Raw genomic sequence first — 17818 nt, 5'->3', positions numbered from 1 at the left:
ATCTAATCGGGTGCTCTGTCAATACCCGAGACCCGCTTCGTTCCTGCGCGAGGTGATAGGTGACCTGGAAGGGAGGCTCGGATGGGCCTGTCCGAAACCGCCATGCTCGACCTGCTCGACGAGGACGCGCGCGCGTTCGCGCAAGCGCTGCTCAGTCAGGCGCCGCCGCCTCCGTACGCCCGGTACGGGGTGGAAGGCGTGCGGTCGATCTTCGATACGGCCGACGGTGCTCGACAGCCGATACGTCCGGTGCACAGCGTCGAGGAGCGGGCCGTCGAGGGTCCTGGTGATCCACTCCGAGTGCGTTGTTACCGCCCTTCGTCCGCGGTCGGACTGCCGGCGGTGATCTACATCCACGGCGGCGGGTTCGTCGTCGGGACATTGAACGGCGTCGATGACGTCTGTAGGTCGCTGTGCGCCGAGGCGGAGTGCGTCGTCATCTCCGTCGAGTACCGGCGGGCCCCCGAACACGTCTTTCCCGCGGCCGCGGACGATTGCCTGCGAACCTACGAGTGGGTCGAGCACGAGGCGGAGTCGCTCGGCGTCGACCCGTCCCGGATCGCGCTGGCCGGTGACAGCGCCGGTGGAAATCTCGCACTGTCGGTCTGCACCTCGTTGGCCGAAGCGCGCCGCGCCATGCCGAGGGCGCTCGTCCTGGCCTATCCCGCGACGTCGAATGCTCACGCGGGCCCGTCCTGGGACGCCTTCGAGCACGCGCCGGTCCTCTGCAAGACCGACGCGCTGTGGTTCTGGTCGAACTACGCCGCGGACAGCGAAGCGGATCCGCGCGCTGTGCCCATCCTGTCCGATACCCTCCACGCGCTGCCGCCGACGTTGCTGGTGGCGGCCGAGGTGGACGTACTGAGGTCGGACTACGAGCATTTCGCCGCAACGGCGGCGCGTGCCGGCGCCGCGGTGGAAATCCGCCGGTACGACGGTGTCCCGCACGGCTTCTTCACCGAGGTGGCTGTTATCGACAAGGCCAGGCGCGCTGTCGCCGACGCGGCGCACCATCTCCGGACCCACTTCGCCCACTGAGCCGCATCGCCCGCGGCGAGCGGGCGAGACCGGCTCCTGCGCGCAGGGGCGGGCGCGCCGATCCCGGCCGGCATCATCCCGCCGTTCGAGATCGGGCGCTCGTCTCGCGGCTTCTGGCTGCGTAGCCGCAGGCCACGGAGGTCGAGACGTCGCTCAGGCGAAATCGACTCGTGACGAGGAAGGTCCGGTCATCTTGGTGACCTCGGTGGGGCCGGACCAACCACAGGGAAGCCCGCATGTCCCGCGTGTGGTTACGGTTGCCGTGCCGTCCGCATAGTAGGTGACATTCATGAATGCGTTTGCGGCATAACCACATTCGGGGCAGGAGCCGAAGTGATCGAGCACTTCCCGCGTTTGTTGCTGTACGACGAGCCTCGGCAGTGTGGATGCTGCACCGGCCGCCCGGCTGCGGTCTTCCATATCGATATCCCTCGTTGTTCGTGTTCTCGATGACCGCCCGAGTTCTCGCGCACATCGCGCGAACTCGGGCGAAAGCTCAACTCGCAGGATCGTGGAACAACCGCTCGCACGGAAGACGCGGCAGAAGGCTCGTATCGGAAGGTGTTTCGGTGACCAGCTCGATCGCCTCCCGGCGCCGACGTCCCCATTCGGTGAAGAACGTGAGGGCCGCCGTACGGGTGGTGCGGAAGTCGAAAGCCATGCCGCCCAGCCAAATCCGAAGCTGCACATCCCTGACCGGTGGCTGCGGATCTGCGAAGTGCATCGAAGCTTCCCTTGCCCATCGTTCTGTCGCGGATGACGCCCTTGGTCGGTCACCACACCGCTCGGTTCATTCCGCCGAGCGACGATGGTCGGCGCGCAGGGACTGAGTAGTCCCGTGTCGGTCGATCGGTGAACGGATCGCCGGTCTCGCCTACGAGTGGCGACAATTCATACGTCTAAGTCATTTGATCCAGAGCGTATCCAAGGCGATGCGGCAGGTCAACACTCCGGGCCGTCGGGAGTTCTATCGCGGAAGGAGATGTTTCAAGGGTTGATCAAGTGATAAAGTCATCTGAACAAGTCTTCTGATCGCAGAAGGTCAGGGCAGAACCCCGCCGACGCCGAGATCGAGGCGAGCGCCGATGCGCTCGAGCAGCGGTCCGCCGGTCGTGCCCTTCGAACCAGCCCCTACCGGAAAGGCGGTGCGATGCGCACTCCGAACACCCTCGACCCGGCGTCCGGCTACGCTGCCGCGCCTCGGGGAGCGACGCGGGACGTGCCACCGAAGCTCGAGGTGGCGGTCGTAGGTCTCGGCGCCACCGGTCTCGCCATCGTCGAGTCCCTCCTCCCTCGTGCGGATTGCGCGCTGGTGGGTGCGCTGGACATCCGGCCGGCGCTGGGGGCCGATCTGGCGTCGCTGGTCGCGCACGCACCCGCGGTGCCGGTCGTCTCGTCGGCCGAGGAGCTGCCGCGCGCCGACGTGGCCGTCGTCGCCACGTCGTCGTGGCTGGAGGGAATCGAGCCCACGATCACGGCGCTCCTCGAGCGGGGGATGAACGTGGTGTCGATCTGCGAGGAGCTTCGCGAGCCGAGCCTGAGCCACCCCGAGATCGTGGCTCGGCTCGACCGGGTCGCGCGGGAACACGGCGTCTCCGTACTGGGCACCGGCTGCAACCCGGGCATGCTCATGGACACGCTGCCGCTGGTGCTCAGCGGGCTGACCACCGAGGTCCGGCGCGTGGCGGTGCGGCGCACAGCGGATATGAGTCGCTACGGCGCCATTCTGCAGAAGTTCGGCCTCGGGCTCACCCCGGACGAGTTCGACGCGCGGCAGCGGTCGGGCCGGGTGATGGGGCATGTCGGATTCGACCAGAGCATCGCCGCGCTGGCACGTGGCCTCGAGTGGACCCTCGACAGCATCGAGGTCGACCCCGTGGAGCGTCACCTCGTCGCCGGCGACGACAGGGCGGGCGAGCACGTCGCCGTCCCGGCCGGCACGGTCGCCGGCGTCGTCCATCGGGCGCGGGGAATCCGGGCCGGCGAGCCGGTCATCGAATTCGCCACGCACTTCGGCATTTTCGAAACCGACGACCCTGTGGCCCGCGGTGACTCCCTCACCATCGTCGGCCGCGAGCAGACGATCGAGGTGAGCGCACCGGGCGGCTACGAGAGTTTCCTGTCGACAGTGGCCATGGCCTGCAACGCGGTGTCCGCGGTCGCCGCGGCCGAACCCGGCTTCCGCACCATCCTCGATCTCCCGGTGTCCGCCCTCGCCAGCAAGGGTGCCCGCGCGACCTCGATCCCCGTGACCTCGATCCCCGTGACCTCGTAGGTCACTGCGGCCATCGGGTCGACCACCACCCGGCCTCCGGCGCAACGGCACCGGCGGCTCGGGTGGTTTCGCGTTCCCGGTATCGGCCTGTCGATCATGTTCACCACTGCCGAGTGATCCCAAACTCGCTGTCCGCCGTCAGTTTTCCGGGTGTGTGTCAGTCGATCTGGGTGTCACCGATGCGACGTTCTGTATGCCGACAACACTTTCTACGTCTTCTACGAACTGGCGGCTACTACCTGAGTGAAGCGGGCGCTTCGGGGCTGATTCTCAGTCGGGGTTTCTGGCCGGTGTCGTCGAGCCAGTAGCTCCAGCAGGCGTCGACCTCGACGATTCGATGGGGAGGTCGTAGCCCGCGGTCCGAGCCGGTTGCTGCACGGACGCTCGGTTCAGGTCCGCTGCGGCTTTGCGGATCGCGTCCGCGCTGATCGAGACGGCACAGTCTGTGGGCCGACTCGCGGCGCGATATGAGGACTTGTTCGCCGATCGTGATCGCAGTGGGCCTTGGAGCGGGATCACCGGTAAAACGGCGCGCGCCGTCCTCGGGTAGCCGAGGCCGCCGGTCGCGCATGTCACTTCTGGCACGTATGCCGGAAAACGGGTGCAGGTCATAGGGAAAAGCCATGCTCATCCTCCGTGTTCAAGTGCACTTGAACACCCACCCACCCGGATGTGTCACCGTTGACCGGAAATGGTGCGCGAGGGGGGATTTCGTCGCCCCGCTGCGCTACGGCTGGATCGGTCGCGTGATTGAGCGCATCTATCGATGCTGCTAACGGGTTCGGACAGCAGCAGATCTTCGGCGATTTGGGTGCGATTCGGCCTAGGCTGCTACCGGCTCGTGCAACGCTGCCAGGTGCGGCCGATCGCGCACGTTGCCGCCGAGATGGGCCGGACAGGGCAGTGTGAGAGCAAGTGTTTCAACAGATTTCGCCGGTTCGGGTTAGCTGGTGTTGCATGCATTGTGATGAGGAAGGCTGAGCCTAGTGAGCAGATCTCCCGTTCCACTCGATGAGCAGCAGCCGATAGACAAGCACCTGGGTGGCCACGTGCTGCGCCATCTCTACTGGAGCGAGACCCACGCGGAACTGTCGATCACTGTGCGAGACAGAATGATCCAGTACTCCCTCGTCTCTGAGCTTCAGTCAGCGAACATCCCCGACGACGATCTCGTTCAGGCAATCTGCGATCTGGTCGACTTGCACGAACGCTTCGAGTCCGGCCTGTGCGGGGCGAATTATCGATTCGTCAAGAACTCGGACGGGAGGTGGAACATGGTGGGGCGCTTCTCCTACGAGTCGGACACCTCATCCGTCTGAAGTGTGGAATGCACTGACATGGCTCCCCTTTATGTCAAGAGGCGGTTGGGAGTTCAGCGTTAGGCTGGTTGTCGGTAGGTCCGGGTTGTGGCTTGTCCGAAGGATCGGTGTGCGGGGTCGTGCCGGTCACGCTGGAGTCAGTTGTCGTTCCCGAATGCCCTCCCGGGCCTGCCGCGTCTCGCCGCCGCTAGTCAGCGAGCATCCGGTTGTAGGCCACGTTCGACAATCGGCGTTTGAGCGCCCGCATCGATTCCATCGAGGTCTTCCCGGCGGCGCGTTTGCCGTCGTAGTAGACGCGGCCGGCGGTCTGGTGACGCAGCTGGACGATCGCCATGATGTGCAGGACGCGGTTGATCTTCCGGTTCCCGGCCCGGGAAAGCCGGTGCCGCTGCTGCTGTCCGGATGAGGCATCCAGCGGGGCGGTGCCGTTCCAGGACGCGAACCGGTCCCGTGAGGCGAACCGGTGGATGTCTTCGGTATCAGCCAGCAGCCGGGCGGCGCCGGACGGGCCGATGCCGGGCAAGTCCATCAACGTAGACCCACGGTCCAGGACCAACTGCTTCAACTCTTTATCCGCAGCTTTGGTTCTCCGATCGACAACCTCGAGATCGTCGATCAATTCCAGCACCAGCGCGGGCGGGCCCGAGCCGCGGGATCGACCGGAGTGATGGCCTCGGCCAGCACACGCGCCTGCTTGGCTGACAGGAACCTCTTGGTGCCGCCTGGCACCAACTCCGTGAGCAGCCGGTGGATCCGGTTCAGCAACTCGGTGCTGGCCCGGCCCAGTTCATCTCGCCGGTCGACCAGCACCCCCAATGCCACCAGTTCCGGATCCGCTTGCACCCGCCGCAGATTCGGCGACCGAAGCGCAGCGAGGGCGACTGAATGGGCGTCGACCGGGTCGGTCTTGCGGCCGTTGCCAGTCGCGAACACCCGCACCTGCGCCGACAACTTCGCCGGGACGTCGATCACCGTTTCGCCGTCGTTGATCAGCCGATGGGCCACATGACGGCCCACACCATTGCAGCCCTCGACCGCCCACACACGATCCGGGAATTGTTGTGCCGCGGTGACCATCTCGCTGTAGCCGGCAGCATCAGTGCCGTACCGGCCGGTCGCCAGCACGGTGGCGGACTTGTCGATGATTTCGATGGTGGCCGAGCGTTTGTGTGGGTCCATCCCGATGATGACTCTCACCAGCGTCCTTCCTCGATCCGAACGAACAGGTGTCCGTGCAGGAAGGCACCGCTACTTCGAGCCAGGGCAGACCCCTTTCCAGCCACGCCCGCACGGTAACCCGGTGGGCCGCAAGCCATGAGTGAGCCACACCAAACGATCGGCGGGCAGCCGCATAGGGAGCCTCCCACCGGGTACCTGGGCTCGATCCTGGCCGGGACCAAACCCTGACACCAGTCTTAAGTAAGCCGCATACAGCGCTGACCGAACCGGCCAGCGCGACGCAGCGGAAGATCCACGGGCGGTATCGATCTGAAGCCGGCCTGACGCGCGGTAATGCCGAGTTCAGTGCACTCGTAGCATGTGCCATCTCGGTCTGTGAAGTTTGGTTGGAGGGCTCGTTGTCGGAGAAAGCCGAGAAGATCGCGATTTGGGAGCGTAGTCGGCGAGAAGATCTCCACTTCTTGCAAGGGGCGCTCGGAGCGGAAGAACTTGACCTGGACCAAGATCCACTATCTTTCCTGGCGATTCTCGACCACTTCGTCGCTGTGCAGGACTACGACACCTTGGACGAAGATGGTTGGTTCTGGCTGCACGCGGCCTTGGCTGCCTACATCGCTCAGGTGATTCTGGTTCTCTACCAAGCGGATTGGGACTTGATAACCGACGATCGAGGGCTGAACTATGTCCTGGTCGTCAAGGGGCTCGACGGCAATGATCACCTCGTGTCACCGATGGACGTGGTGCACGACGACTTCAGCCGCTCCAGGCCCCCGGAGGTCGCCAGAATGCTCGGCAGTGCCGAGGTGACAGCAGGGGTTGCCCTCGGGTCCTGGAATCGGGCGTAGTGAACAGTCCGGTAGTGAGGTCCGACCGAGCAGGGCCGAACACGCTTTCCTGCCGCATACCGCGCTGTCCGAGACGGCCGCACCGCGTTCGAACTCGTCGGCACAAGGAGGTTCAAAGGACGTCGGTGTGGCTCGACCGAATAGCGACGACGGCACCGGAGGCACGAAGGGGGCGCGCCAAGAGTTCCATTTCCACGAGAGTCCCTCGAAGCCCAGCGCGCAGGAGTTCGTCGGCCATGGACCGCGCTTGCGACAGCGACAGCGGCCGGGCCTGGCGAAGGACACGCATTACCGATACCGGCGTCGCAGTCCCGGCGCTGAGCTCGAGAACGCTCGAACCGTTGACTGCCAGGATCGCCGCCCGAACACTCGCCGGCGGCGGTTCGAAACCGCACTCGTACCAATCGGTTTCGCAGCTTCGGCATGCCCCGTGCAGGTCCCACTGATGCCGGCTACCCGTCAGGACTTCGACGACGGTCACCTCGGCGGGCGATCCGCACTTGATGCAATCCCTCACGTATGGCGCAGACTGGACCACGGTTTCCATAAGCCGAACCTAGAACGGGAACCGATCTACGCCAACCGCGTCCGGAAATGGCGCGAGCTGGCGATGCCGGTGTACTTTTGCGATCCTCCTCATCCTTGGCGGCGCGGCACCAACGAGAACACGAACCGTCTTTTGCGTCAGTACCTGCACAAGAATGTTGACCTATTTGTGTTTACCCACCACGACCTCGACGAGATCGCCGAGAAACTCAACCATCGGCCCCGCGGGCGCTCGACTGGGCCACACCCGCCGAGAGGTTCGCGGCCGCGCAACGCGCACTGCTGCGGCTGGTTGGCCGGGCGCCGACGCGGCTGAGACCTGTTAAGTATCGCAGAATTCTGACGTCATGAACGAGCGTCTGAAGACCAGTCTCAAGTAGCCGATTACCGAGCGATCGTGGGGCTCAGCGAGACTTGAACTCCGACGGGATGTCGATCTCACATCGGCCGACGACTTGCGGTCGAGTGTTTGACCGGTTTCCGGTACCACCGATAGGAGATGTGTTGCTCTCGGACTATGAGCAACGGCTGCGCGATCACTTCCTGGCCGCGCCCGTCGAGCCGGCCCCAGCGCCCTGGAAATCGGTGTCCGCCGGTAGGATTCCGGTCGGCGGGCTGTTGGGCATCGGCTTCGCAATCCATCCCGACAACGGACATGACCTGGTGATGGTGGTGTCCTCCAACGGTCATGGACTCTTCGATGCGGTCACCGGAGAGAAAATCGTCCGAGACCACGATCCCGATGCCGACACCAGCACGCCTGATTACTCCCGGGACCTGACCTGCCCCGGGCTCGGACCGATCGCGGGCACCCCGGTGCACATCGCGGGTCTCTTCGGCGGCGGCCTCCACCACACCACCCGCGACGGTTGGTGTTTGGAGGTCGTCTCTCCCGATTGGCCCAATGACCGCGTCTTGCTCTCAGCGGACGGCGGCATCTACAAGGGCCCACCAGGCCAGGGCTGGTGGCATATCTTCCATTCCAACTACTCCACCTTCCGCGCCGCCGGATTCTCCAGCTCCGGGCTCACCCTGGCGGTCGCTACCGGTAGCGACCTCACGATCTGGTGCCGGTCAAGCCTCGATGTCCGTACTTGAGAATGGGTTTCACCGCTTGCCCGAACATCACGAGCGGCACACAGCGGTCAGAGTCGGCCCACCGGAGACCCTTCTGCCACGCAGCGCCAGAACGTCCTCTCCTGCCGTATACCGCGCTGACCGAACCGGCCAGCGCGAGCCATCGAAAGATCAACGGGCCGTTCCGATCCGAAGCTGGACGAACGCACCATAATGCCGATGAGCGGTACATCGGACCGATCTCAAGCAAACGCGAGTTCTTGAAGGTAGAGGTACCCCGGGTCGGCCAACCACCATGCCTCGCCCCAGGTCTCGTGAGGGCCGTGGATATCCGAATACCGAGGGCCCAGTGCCACAGTGCTGATGAACTCCGCGACGCTGTCGCACCGGAGAACGAAGCCGCTGTCCAGACCATGCCGGAAGTACAGAAAGTCGAAGATGAACACAGTTTCGGTATCGAGGTCGAGAACGATCGATTGTTCTTGCGCCTGACCGATGGTCAGTGTGTGGCCGGCGTCGATGACTTCGCCTGTCGAGTCGATCAGCCGTTGGGGCCCAAAAAATTGGTGCGCGTTGAACTCCAGGTCGCCGAACTGCGGGTGATCGGCGAGGGCGTAGAGCGCGCGAAGTCCTGCTGGCAGATGTTCGGCTAGTTCGACGCCCAGAGGCAGCGACAAGCGTGAATCGTTGTAGTTCCCGGAGAAATCGTCGTCCTCTTCCCATCGGCGCTCGAGCTCATCGACGGCACCCCGTCGGCGTAGCAACTCGATCTTTACGCTCATCTCATGCAGGTGATCTGTCATCACATCCCTGGGTTTCGTGGCCGAGATCTTCGTCTCGCTGGAAGTTGAGGTTAGATCCGAACACCGACAACGAGATTCGGGCTGCCCATGAACGACCGCTACTGCCGCATCCCGCGCTGACCGAACCGGCCAGCGCGGAGCGGCCGGTGGCCGGGACCCCTTGCGGCGCAGAGCATCCGCTATTGCCGATTACCGGATGGGAGGTCGGTGTGGGCCTGTTCCTGGCGACTCAGTCGGCTCGGTATCGCGATTCCAGTCCGCGCTGCAACGCTGCGTACTCGTCAGAGGAAAGTCGGGCCTTCGCAGCCAGCTCTGCATCGGCTGCCGATCCGAATCGTGAACGTGCCCAAGCAGTATGGTCATCGACCAGAACGAGTGTGTCCCAACCACCTCCCATGCAGCGGGGTCCACCGACCAGTTCGTCGGCCAGTGCGCGCCACATGAGCTCGTCCTCGTCGGCGAGCAGTTCGGCCGCATCCGCGACGACAAGGCAGCTCCGGTACGCGGAAGGGCGTTCGCTCACTGCTTCGAAGAACTCCCACAGGGTTCGCGCGGCACCGTAGGGAAGCTGCAGTGCGGCGGCGAAGTGCTCGAGCGCACGCTCCAGCGTCGAGCAGGCAGACCCGAGCGCCAACCGAACGTCGGCTCCGTCATCGGCGTCGTACCCGTAGTCGTAGATCGGTTGGAGACGAGCAACCAGGTCCGCCACCCGCTCGCGATCACCGACTTCCACCGCGACCACCTGGCCAGGACTGGCGGCGATCGACTCGGCGATTCTTTCGATCTCTTCCACCTGCCCGATTGTGGCACTCGGTCCGGCTTGGAGCGTTGCGGATTCACTCTATGCGGCATACCGCGCTGACCGAGCCGGCCAGCGCGGGGCGGCTGAAGATCAACTGGCCGTGCCGATCCGAGTCCGGCCGAACGCACCATAATGCCGATGAGCGTGCTATCCGATCCGGAACTGCCCGGCCGCGATCCGCGACTACGCCGGGCGCCGAGACGGACATCGCCGTCACGTCCGCTGTTCCCGATCCCGTGGACAGCCGCCGTGGCGAGGGGGCGTCGACATAGTCGTCGCGGCACGGCACCGGCTGAGTGCGTGTATCGGATCCGATCATGGCTGCTGCCGTGGCACGAATCGATCAGTGCAGCCTAGGCAGGCGCCGGCAACATGTCGCGGCTGACCGCCAGATACGTTCCCGGCGTTATTGCCTCTAGGAGGATTTCGTCGCTCTGCGCATCGGTTTGGAGGTTCTGATTTGAGTCCAGCAGGTCACTCCACTCGTCTTCTGCTGCCGTCTCGTAAGCTTCGCGGAGCTGCCGCTGCAGCCGGGGAAGGGCCTCTTCCAGTTGCGTGTAGAAGTTCCGTCGGTCATCGAGGCCGCGTTCTTCCCGTTCGTCTTCAACGAGCTCGGCTGCCTCTTCAGCAAGCAGACTGGGTGCGCGCAACTCGACGGTGCGAGCGTGGAGTGTGGCGCAGGCTGCGAACAGCTGCCGTGACATGCCCAGGTGGATGCCGGTTTCGGCGATCCGGCAGGTGAGGAAGTCGTCGAGCCCGATGTCGCGAATTCGGTTGCGCCGGGCACTCCGGTCGGCGCTCAGCGCTGCCTCGCCGGCATCGGCTCGCATCGCTGCGGTGTCGGTGCGTTCCAGGGGCGTGATCAGGCCGGTGCGGCGGAAGCCGCGCTGGGCGGGCACCAGTGCCGTGCGCAGTTGCGATGGTCGTGCGTAGCGCAGAGCGAAGTAGGTAAGCATCTGAGCGCGGGCTGCGGCGAGGAGCGCGTCGTCGCTGTCGCCGAGGTCGTCCTCCGGGCTTTCCGGGCCGGTCGGGAAGTCGTCACCGCTGCCGGGTCCGATGAACACCCGGTGCCGCGGGTCCTGACAGAGGTTGTGGTCGATGGTGAGGAACAGGTCGTCCTTCGGCCGCGCTGAGGTTCCGACCAGGACAATGCGATGTGGGTACGCTGCGAGAATACTGCTTCCCGCCTGTAGTTGCGCCCAGCCCTTGCGGAGCGCGGGCAGGCCGACGTCGCCGCCTTTGGCCTCGATCAGCCAATACGTTGCTTCCGCGTTGTGCCGCCCCCACAAGTCCGGCAACTTCGCGTGCGCATTCTTGAATTTCTCGTGTAGGGCGGGGACGGGGCCGCCGAGTTCGAGATGCTCTGTCTGGCCGAGGCCCAGCAGGGACCGACAGGCCCACTCGGCCATTGTCATGCCCAACCGGTAGGCGGCGGCGTTCTTCGCGGTCCGCTCTGTGCCGTAGGCATACACCGGGTTCAGGGTGAGGCGTCGGCCGCTCACACCCGGCACGGGATACGGTGGGCGGAAGTCGAGCGCGCCGAGATAGGCGTACAGCGGGGCGACTCGGGCAGCCAGTTCCCTGTGGGCGTACTGGGGTTGATTCACCAGGTGCGGAGTGACATCCCGGCCGACCTCTGTCGCGGCTTTGATGATGTCGCGCCAAGTGGTGGTCGTGGAGTACCAGCCGTCGTTCGGGAACTTCTTCGACCAGATCCAAGGACGATATTTAGCTGTCTGCTGCTGCTTCCGGCTGGGCTTGTTGGCGGGATGGCTGCGGACGAGTACTGGCACATCGAACCTGTCGTCGTACTTGGGAGGCGGCGCGTCGGGCACATGTCCGGGGATCACGCGGATCACTCTGGCACGGGCGTGGACCGATCACGACATCAGCCGTCGGAATCGGTGAACGAGCAGGCGAGTTGAAAGACATAGGTGTCAGCCAGAATTCGCCGCCATCGGCAGAACAGGGTTAGGTCGTTGATCGTTACGGTGGTGTCGTGACCTTGCTCTCGCGCATTGACCGGTTCAATAGCCGCCATCCGTGGAGTCACAACGACTTCTACGGCAGCTGGGTAGCCGACAAGGTGCGTGCCAGCGGAGCCCGGCGTGTGCTGGATATCGGTTGTGGCACGGGCAATCTTGATCGATCGACTTCGAATGCGGGTCGACCACGTCACCGGTATCGAGCCCCGACCCCGCAACAGCGCGCTTCGCCGTTGAGTGCCTCCGGAGGCCGTCTCAGGGTAGGGCGATTGGGGTACCGTGCGCGGTGCGGAGGAGCTACTGCGGCGGTTCACGTCCAAGCAGTACCGGCATACGCTGGAGTCTTGGGCGTGGATCGGGTTGAAAGGCAGGAACCGATTTTCGCGTCAACCTTCGGGGACGTCTTCTTCGAAACTCAGGACGGCATCTGGCTACTCGACATTGTCGAAGGGACGCTGGACTGGACGTGGACTGAGCTCGAGGAATGCCCTGCTGAGTTGGAGACCGTTGAAGGGCAAGAGGATTGGTTGCGGGCTAATCTCGGCCGAGCAGCCTTCAATCGCGGACTGAGGCCGAAGCGGTCCGAGATCCTGGACTTCGCCGTTCCACCCAAGGCGGGTGGCGAGCTGAGCGTGGATTACGTTGGACGATAACTTCACTTTCCGCTTCTAGCCGCAGACAGCGCTGACTGAACCGGCCAACGCCGTGCGGTGGAAGGTCAACTGGCCGAGCCGGTTCGAGACGGCCGAACGCACCGATAAGCGTGCGTGGCAGGCTCTATAGCGGTCTGTAGAGGTTGGTCTTCGAGTCCAGCTTCGCAGCGAGTGAGTCGGGGGCCGGTGTTAGGTTGCGGCGCATGGATTTTGATACGAGTACGCGGGCTGAGGTGTTGACGGCAAAGGTCGCCCGACTTCGGGCGGTACTGGCCGAGGATCCGGATGGAGACCTTCTGGCGTCGTTCCCGGCCGGGGTCGACCTCGATCCGAGTCGCGACCTCGATGTCTACCGTCGTCAGACCCGGGCCCGAGTCGCGTCCGATACTGTTCCCGCGGCGGCGGTGCTCGAGTTGGACGGCCTTGCCCTGCCCGTCGAAATGATCGAACTGTATCGCCTCACCAATCGAGCGCAGGCAGGCGATATCGAGCTGTTCGGCTCGTTCGACAAGGGCGCGATCATGAACGCGGGGGGAGAGGTTCATCGCGCCGACGAGCACTGGCTGCGTATCGGGTTGATCGGTGACGACAACTTCGTGATCAACCTCACCACCGGTGAAGTGATGTTCGCCGACCAATACTTTTGGCGATATGGGGAGCAAGACACGTCACGGGTGGTGGCACCGGATCTGTTGGCCTTCTTCGACGAATGTATGACGGGACCGCGGTACCGGGAGTTCGTCCCTGACGAGGAGTTGGAAGACGAGGACGGCTGGTACCGCTTCCTCCGAGACAATGGCTTCATCTGATGCCCTTGCTGCGAGCCGGACGAACGTCCTCCATTGCCGCGGACAGCGCTGACCGAATCGGCCAGCGCGGCGCGGCGGAAGGTTAACTGGCCGAGCAGGTTCGAGGTCGGCCGGCCCTGCCATCCAGTGTCCAAGTAGCCGAGTTCACTGCGACATTCTGCGACGCTGCCACCATCGTGCGCTCGCACGATGTGAGACTTGGGAAGCCGGAACAGTCAATCGGTGTGGGCGCAGGCTTTCGGCCATCTCGTAGACATTCGCAGGGGTGACTCGCCAACGCTTCGCGGACTTGTATTCGAAGTCGACGCTGATCTGATGGTCGCCCCGCGTGACCTGTATCCGACATAGCTTCCAGTCGCGCTTGCCAGGCACTGACATCGCGGCGCGCAGCTGGATCGCTCGATCAAGGACGTCGACGCCCCCGGGGCTTGCTCCTTCCCAGCTCCCGTCCTCGGCGTAGGCATAGCCGTACATTCTCTCGCAGCGGTCGAGGTTGACCACCAAGGTGAAGGCACTCCAGGGGGTATCCAGGTACTCCGGATCCCGCAGTACAAGCCCGCCAATGGAAACGAGAATTTCGGAAGCGTCCTCGAGCTCAAAGGCCGGTTCGGTCATGATCGGAGTTTCCCCACCAGAGTTGTGCTGGCGGCCTGGAGCCCCCAGAGATGTTCAGTCGGAGTCTACAGCGCCGAACAAAACTTGCATGTGTCACCAACGGACTGTCATGCCGCATACCGCGCTGACCGAATTGGCCAGCGCGTGGTACTGGAAGATCAACCGGCAGAGGGCCGTACGGTCCGCCGGGAGTGCGCGCTCATGCCGAATGTCTCACGAATGAGCCGAGTCCCTGATTACCAGCCGCCGCCGGCGAGCCACTCTGTCTGGAACTGCGACGCAGTGATCTCGGCTGCACTGACATTCGGATTCGCCGACAGCGTTGCGAGATCGACGAGGTCATCATCGAGCCACGTGCGATCGGTCTGAACGAACCCACCGACACATTCTGTGCGGCCGTCTCGGAACTTCTGGACCTTCCGACACTCGAAACCTTCGTCGTCTACCTCACTGAAGATCTCATACCCTTCGTCACCCGCAGCGCCCGGGTTGGTGACCTTGAAGTACCGCATGCCGGGTTCATCCGGAGTGAAATCGTCTGCCGCGCTACTCCACCCGGAAGCGAACGGGCCCCAGTCGAGGGGGCGATAGCGTTCCGCGTTTTCCGGTAGCAGGTCTTGTATCCACTTCGGACGGGTCTCGCGAGGGTACGTGTGTGATTTCGGGTCCGCGGCAGTGTAGAGATATCGGCTCGAATCCACCGGTTCGTACCCGAAGTGCGTGGTGACCTCGCCCCCGGCCTGGATGACCAGGCGCAGAGTGGACCAAGCCCCGCGATCGGATACCGATGCGTCATGCCAGAGGTCCCGAAGGGCGTGCGGGACACCGACCGGCAGGTCCAGCCAGCTCAGAAACGGACCGTCGGTGGTGGTGATGCCGATCTCGACCTCGAGTGCCCGGCCATCCCGCACGGTCCAGGTCAGCTCGATCTGCGTCCAGTCCAGACGCTCGCGATTCGCGTCGAGGACGTAGACCACCGCATCAGCGATCCTCTGGATGCGCTCCTGTTGATATTTCGCAACAGCACTCCGGTGATCGGCTTCGCTGATTTCTGGCTGCCGGTTTCGCGACAGCGCCGCGGGTTCGACATCCGAATCCTCCTGTGGCCGAACGTAACCGAAATGCGTTGTGACCTCGCCTTCGGAAGGGATGGTCAGGTGCAGCGTGAACCAGGTCCCTTCTTCGTGGGCGTGCGTGAGATCGCGCAGCTGTATCAGCTCGGGCGGGAAGCCGATCCGCTGATCCAGCCATCCGGGGAACGGACCATCGGCGGTCTCGACACCGATCTCCAGGTCGCCATCGTCGCCTATCAAGGTCCAAGTCAGGTCGATCAGAGTCCACTCCAGCGGAAGAGTGTTCACGACCATCTTGCTGCGGACGTTCTCGACGATCTGGTGCACTAACTCCTGTTGCCTGACAGAGACATTCGACGACGACGGATCAGTTGACATGCTTGCCTTTCTCGCGACCCGATCTCACCACGAGCGTCCTGAAAACGCACTAATCTGCCGCGGGGCGCGCTAATCGGTTGGGTCACGGAGCGTCATGAACCTGCTTGACCCGATGCCGTTCATGATCGGGTCATGGCCAACGAAGCACCATACGACCAAGCTTTCCTGTGTCTCCCAGCGGTAGATGGCGGTGTTGTCGCATCCTCAGATGGCGCCGACGAGGCTGATGTGGTCTGCGCCTGACGCCGACGCTCTTTCGAACGTCCGCCCATGCCGAATGCAGGGCATGCACCAGGTCTATCTCGGTTCGTCGACTGTGCATCCGACGATCGTGCGCGGATGTGGAGCCCCGCTCCGACCACCTGCGAACCAGCAAGGTAGTAGCGTTGGCCGGTTGCGCTGTCTGTCGGGCGCGTTCGGAGTCGGGTGGGATGGTTGATGTGAACACGGATATCGTGAGCGTTGCTGAGCGGGCGGTGGCCCTGAGTAAGGCTCGTGAAGGGCAGGTACTCGACTACTCGGAAGCCAGCCTCGCGATCGTGGAGGATCTGCTTGCCGAAATTCCTTCGTATGCAGCGGATATGACCGACTCCGAGGTGCAGACCCTCGCCGAGTGCGTCGGGTGTTACGTCCTCGAGGTCGGCCGGCGGGCCCACGGCGGGCGATACCAATGGTTCGACCAGCGCGAGCAGCCGATCCTGGTCGTTGAAGGGCCGGATTTCCGCATCGCCATGATCACGTGGGACCGGGTCCGCGGGCGGATCGAGGGCGATCCGGGGGACAACATCCCGTTCTTCTATCACGGCTTCGCCCAGCGGGTTCGGGCCGCTGAACCGGCGACGGATGCGCTGTACGTCTGACCTTTCCGAGGCTGTTCGATACAGATCCCGCCTCGGCCGATGGCGGCGAGCATTGCTTTGACCTCATGAACCCAGATTGAGTGCATGCATTGTGATGAGGAAGGCTGAGCCCAGTGAGCAGATCTCCCGTTCCACTCGATGAGCAGCAGCCGATAGACAAGAACCTGGGTGGCCACGTGCTGCGCCATCTCTACGGGGGCGAGACCCAAGCTTTTCAATGCGTGGAATAGAGCAGGTGAGGAACCGGAATGAGTGAGATGAGTGCCATTGAATCCGTACTCGAGGAGGATTCTCTACCCGGCCGTGTCAAGCGTCAACGTATCTTCGACCTGCTGAATGTACGGCCGCACCTCGGGGCGGAGGTCGCGGCACGCTACCTCGCCGAAACCGAGAACGAGGCCGGAGCCGACTATGTGGCCCAGTACCTCGCCCTGATCCCCGGAATGACGGCCGAGAAGACCCGCGCCGCTGAGCGCCTGCGACGTTCGCAGGCCCTGACGGGGGCCGCGTCGTGGCTCGTTCCCTGGCTCCCGGATGACCTCCTCGACGCCTTCATCACCGACTATCTGACGGCCTCCGAACCCAGCGAATCACCAGCTCGCAGTGTCGTCTACTGCATCGGGCTGTTCCATCCACAGCTCCTGCGCCCCTATGGGAATCGACTCGAGCCACTGATGGTCCGTGCCCTGTTGTCCGGCGGGCCGGACGAATTGGCCGATGCCTTCCTCGAACTCTGGGAACAGACCCATACCCTCCCGAAGTTGGAAGCTCTCGCGTTGATCCGCACGGACCACGCTCGCGAACTCGTGCGAAGCGCCCGCGACACCGTCGACGAACCCAGTGACTGGACCCTATTGATGCAACTGGCCGGCACACTACCGGACACCGGTCAGCCTTCCGGATTCTGGCCCGCCTGCATGGGATTCATCGCCGACCGACAGCAAAGCCCGCACACCGTCGGCGGCCTGTTCCACGGCGAGGTACCGGTGTGTCTCGCATGTGGGACACCGGCTGAGCAGGTACTCAAACTCGCCGCAGACTCACTCCCTTTCGCATTGAAAAACGACCCCTCCTTCTTTTGGTATACCTGCGGCTGTTACTCATTGGAATCGACAACCCTGCGCATCACACCTGAAGGTACGCACGTCTATTACGGTCCGTCCGCGCCCGCCACTGACAGCACCGCCATGGTGCCCGGCGGGGAACGCTCACTCGTCTTGGAACACCACCCCAACCAGACCGGTATCAGCGACGAGTCGACCGACGAAAGCAATCAACATCAAGTCGGCGGTCTCCCCAACTGGATCACTGTCGACCGGCATCCACGCTGCCCCGAATGCGGCAACTACATGCCTTTCCTCGCCTCGATCGGGGGCAACCTCACGCCCTTCGGCAACCTGGCGTTTGACGGCACACTCTACGGTTTCTGGTGCGACGACTGCTGCGTCTCCAGTACCAAATACCAATCCTGAAGAAAATTCGTGAATAGAGGGCGTGCTGACCGCAAGCTGCTGGACCGAAAATCGGAATGGAATTCCGAACGCATGAGGAGATGATAAGT

The 17818-nt window shown here is 63.7% G+C and carries 19 protein-coding genes and 2 pseudogenes; 11 read left to right on the top strand and 10 right to left on the bottom strand.

The window, feature by feature from the left end:
- The first annotated feature begins 81 nt into the window (after nucleotides 1–81).
- A complete protein-coding gene (locus C8258_RS09050; RefSeq protein ID WP_106954760.1) occupies nucleotides 82–1038 on the top strand; it encodes an alpha/beta hydrolase in 957 nt (318 codons plus the stop codon).
- 496 nt (nucleotides 1039–1534) lie between these two features.
- On the opposite strand, the gene C8258_RS32545 is transcribed toward C8258_RS09050, so the two are convergent.
- On the bottom strand, nucleotides 1535–1699 hold the full coding sequence (locus C8258_RS32545) for a hypothetical protein (protein ID WP_158271237.1): 165 nt from the start codon (nucleotides 1697–1699) through the stop codon (nucleotides 1535–1537).
- Nucleotides 1700–2188: 489 nt separating this feature from the next.
- On the opposite strand from C8258_RS32545, the gene C8258_RS09040 reads away from it, so the two are divergent.
- The 3 genes and pseudogenes from C8258_RS09040 to C8258_RS09030 all read left to right on the top strand — a co-directional run bounded on the left by C8258_RS09040 (nucleotide 2189) and on the right by C8258_RS09030 (nucleotide 4632).
- Entirely contained in the window at nucleotides 2189–3313 is a 1125-nt protein-coding gene (locus tag C8258_RS09040) for a dihydrodipicolinate reductase (protein WP_233224959.1), read from the top strand.
- Nucleotides 3314–4079: 766 nt separating this feature from the next.
- Nucleotides 4080–4268, top strand: a pseudogene (locus tag C8258_RS09035) (leucine zipper domain-containing protein); the annotation flags it as partial.
- A 31-nt stretch (nucleotides 4269–4299) separates the two neighbouring features.
- A complete protein-coding gene (locus tag C8258_RS09030; protein ID WP_158271236.1) occupies nucleotides 4300–4632 on the top strand; it encodes a hypothetical protein in 333 nt (110 codons plus the stop codon).
- Between the two features lie 187 nt (nucleotides 4633–4819).
- Here the strand turns inward: C8258_RS09030 and C8258_RS32840 are convergent, their stop codons facing one another.
- Both C8258_RS32840 and C8258_RS32835 read right to left on the bottom strand, forming a co-directional pair.
- A complete protein-coding gene (locus C8258_RS32840) occupies nucleotides 4820–5197 on the bottom strand; it encodes a transposase (protein WP_199195639.1) in 378 nt (125 codons plus the stop codon).
- Between the two features lie 50 nt (nucleotides 5198–5247).
- Nucleotides 5248–5829: a transposase gene (locus C8258_RS32835; RefSeq protein WP_199195638.1), complete on the bottom strand. Its 582-nt coding sequence runs from the start codon at nucleotides 5827–5829 to the stop codon at nucleotides 5248–5250.
- Between the two features lie 380 nt (nucleotides 5830–6209).
- On the opposite strand from C8258_RS32835, the gene C8258_RS09020 reads away from it, so the two are divergent.
- Entirely contained in the window at nucleotides 6210–6656 is a 447-nt protein-coding gene (locus tag C8258_RS09020) for a hypothetical protein (protein WP_146161199.1), read from the top strand.
- Between the two features lie 112 nt (nucleotides 6657–6768).
- Here the strand turns inward: C8258_RS09020 and C8258_RS09015 are convergent, their stop codons facing one another.
- Nucleotides 6769–7203, bottom strand: a complete 435-nt coding sequence (locus C8258_RS09015) for a hypothetical protein (RefSeq protein WP_199195637.1) — start codon at nucleotides 7201–7203, stop codon at nucleotides 6769–6771.
- A 69-nt stretch (nucleotides 7204–7272) separates the two neighbouring features.
- On the opposite strand from C8258_RS09015, the pseudogene C8258_RS33135 reads away from it, so the two are divergent.
- Both C8258_RS33135 and C8258_RS09005 read left to right on the top strand, forming a co-directional pair.
- Nucleotides 7273–7457 (top strand): annotated as a pseudogene (locus C8258_RS33135) (transposase); the annotation flags it as partial.
- A gap of 249 nt (nucleotides 7458–7706) precedes the next feature.
- Complete coding sequence (locus C8258_RS09005; protein WP_106954899.1) at nucleotides 7707–8300, top strand: hypothetical protein; 594 nt, start codon at nucleotides 7707–7709, stop codon at nucleotides 8298–8300.
- Nucleotides 8301–8521: 221 nt separating this feature from the next.
- Here the strand turns inward: C8258_RS09005 and C8258_RS09000 are convergent, their stop codons facing one another.
- From C8258_RS09000 to C8258_RS32250, 4 genes are all read right to left on the bottom strand, one after another.
- Entirely contained in the window at nucleotides 8522–9061 is a 540-nt protein-coding gene (locus tag C8258_RS09000; RefSeq protein WP_146161198.1) for a hypothetical protein, read from the bottom strand.
- Nucleotides 9062–9311: 250 nt separating this feature from the next.
- Nucleotides 9312–9875, bottom strand: coding sequence for a hypothetical protein (locus C8258_RS08995; protein ID WP_106954755.1), 564 nt, complete (start codon nucleotides 9873–9875; stop codon nucleotides 9312–9314).
- Between the two features lie 362 nt (nucleotides 9876–10237).
- Nucleotides 10238–11743 carry a gamma-glutamyltransferase gene (locus C8258_RS08990; RefSeq protein ID WP_106954754.1) on the bottom strand — a complete coding sequence of 502 codons (1506 nt, stop codon included), beginning with the start codon at nucleotides 11741–11743 and terminating at the stop codon, nucleotides 10238–10240.
- A gap of 29 nt (nucleotides 11744–11772) precedes the next feature.
- Entirely contained in the window at nucleotides 11773–12063 is a 291-nt protein-coding gene (locus tag C8258_RS32250) for a hypothetical protein (protein ID WP_146161197.1), read from the bottom strand.
- 150 nt (nucleotides 12064–12213) lie between these two features.
- On the opposite strand from C8258_RS32250, the gene C8258_RS08985 reads away from it, so the two are divergent.
- Both C8258_RS08985 and C8258_RS08980 read left to right on the top strand, forming a co-directional pair.
- A complete protein-coding gene (locus tag C8258_RS08985; protein WP_146161196.1) occupies nucleotides 12214–12522 on the top strand; it encodes a hypothetical protein in 309 nt (102 codons plus the stop codon).
- A 194-nt stretch (nucleotides 12523–12716) separates the two neighbouring features.
- Nucleotides 12717–13331 (top strand): hypothetical protein, encoded by a 615-nt coding sequence (locus C8258_RS08980; protein ID WP_146161195.1) that lies wholly within the window; start codon nucleotides 12717–12719, stop codon nucleotides 13329–13331.
- A gap of 144 nt (nucleotides 13332–13475) precedes the next feature.
- Here the strand turns inward: C8258_RS08980 and C8258_RS08975 are convergent, their stop codons facing one another.
- Together C8258_RS08975 and C8258_RS08970 are read right to left on the bottom strand one after the other, a co-directional pair.
- Nucleotides 13476–13946: a hypothetical protein gene (locus C8258_RS08975; RefSeq protein ID WP_106954751.1), complete on the bottom strand. Its 471-nt coding sequence runs from the start codon at nucleotides 13944–13946 to the stop codon at nucleotides 13476–13478.
- Between the two features lie 236 nt (nucleotides 13947–14182).
- Complete coding sequence (locus tag C8258_RS08970; RefSeq protein ID WP_146161194.1) at nucleotides 14183–15397, bottom strand: hypothetical protein; 1215 nt, start codon at nucleotides 15395–15397, stop codon at nucleotides 14183–14185.
- A 455-nt stretch (nucleotides 15398–15852) separates the two neighbouring features.
- Between C8258_RS08970 and C8258_RS08965 the strand changes: the two genes are divergently transcribed.
- Both C8258_RS08965 and C8258_RS08960 read left to right on the top strand, forming a co-directional pair.
- A complete protein-coding gene (locus C8258_RS08965) occupies nucleotides 15853–16257 on the top strand; it encodes a hypothetical protein (RefSeq protein ID WP_146161193.1) in 405 nt (134 codons plus the stop codon).
- Nucleotides 16258–16505: 248 nt separating this feature from the next.
- Nucleotides 16506–17729: a hypothetical protein gene (locus C8258_RS08960; protein WP_106954748.1), complete on the top strand. Its 1224-nt coding sequence runs from the start codon at nucleotides 16506–16508 to the stop codon at nucleotides 17727–17729.
- Nucleotides 17730–17818 lie beyond the last annotated feature (89 nt).

This window comes from Nocardia sp. MDA0666, assembly GCF_003023875.1.
In the GTDB taxonomy this organism is placed as follows: domain Bacteria; phylum Actinomycetota; class Actinomycetes; order Mycobacteriales; family Mycobacteriaceae; genus Nocardia; species Nocardia aobensis.
The sequence above is the reverse complement of the archived record's forward strand: the minus strand, read 5'-3'. Positions and strand labels throughout refer to the sequence as shown.

Bases quoted from the DNA above. Each gene is read 5' to 3' on its own strand.
- C8258_RS08975 (WP_106954751.1), bottom strand. From the start codon at position 13,946: ATGACCGAACCGGCCTTTGAGCTCGAGGACGCTTCCGAAATTCTCGTT.
- C8258_RS09000 (WP_146161198.1), bottom strand. From the start codon at position 9,061: ATGAGCGTAAAGATCGAGTTGCTACGCCGACGGGGTGCCGTCGATGAG.
- C8258_RS08970 (WP_146161194.1), bottom strand. From the start codon at position 15,397: ATGTCAACTGATCCGTCGTCGTCGAATGTCTCTGTCAGGCAACAGGAG.
- C8258_RS32545 (WP_158271237.1), bottom strand. From the start codon at position 1,699: ATGGCTTTCGACTTCCGCACCACCCGTACGGCGGCCCTCACGTTCTTC.
- C8258_RS08960 (WP_106954748.1), top strand. From the start codon at position 16,506: ATGAGTGAGATGAGTGCCATTGAATCCGTACTCGAGGAGGATTCTCTA.
- C8258_RS09050 (WP_106954760.1), top strand. From the start codon at position 82: ATGGGCCTGTCCGAAACCGCCATGCTCGACCTGCTCGACGAGGACGCG.
- C8258_RS09040 (WP_233224959.1), top strand. From the start codon at position 2,189: ATGCGCACTCCGAACACCCTCGACCCGGCGTCCGGCTACGCTGCCGCG.
- C8258_RS09015 (WP_199195637.1), bottom strand. From the start codon at position 7,203: ATGGAAACCGTGGTCCAGTCTGCGCCATACGTGAGGGATTGCATCAAG.